The organism is Sphingomonas sp. CCH9-F2, from assembly GCF_001556735.1.
GTDB classification, from domain to species: Bacteria; Pseudomonadota; Alphaproteobacteria; order Sphingomonadales; family Sphingomonadaceae; genus Sphingomonas; species Sphingomonas ginsenosidimutans.
In genome coordinates, this window is sequence record NZ_LSJO01000197.1 from 1 (window position 1) to 221 (window position 221).

Below are 221 nucleotides of genomic sequence, written 5' to 3' on the forward strand. Positions count from 1 at the left end.
GAGGGCGGCACCGTCACGATCAACACGGCCGAGGAGCCGGCGGTCGCCGCTGCGCCCGTCGCCGCCGACCCCGTGATCGAGGCCGCACCCGAACCCGTGGTGCCCGAGCCGGTTGCCGCGCCTGCACCTGCGCCGGCACCGGCGCCCGCGCCCGCGCCCGCCCCGGTCGCGGTGGCAGCGCCCAAGCCCGTCGCCGCCGCCCCTAAGCCGGCGCCCGCCCC

1 protein-coding gene is annotated in these 221 nt (G+C 81.9%); it reads left to right on the forward strand.

Annotated elements, in window-relative coordinates; translation table 11 throughout:
* Positions 1–221: hypothetical protein (locus tag AX685_RS22385; RefSeq protein ID WP_197418506.1), on the forward strand; the 221-nt coding region annotated here is incomplete at both ends.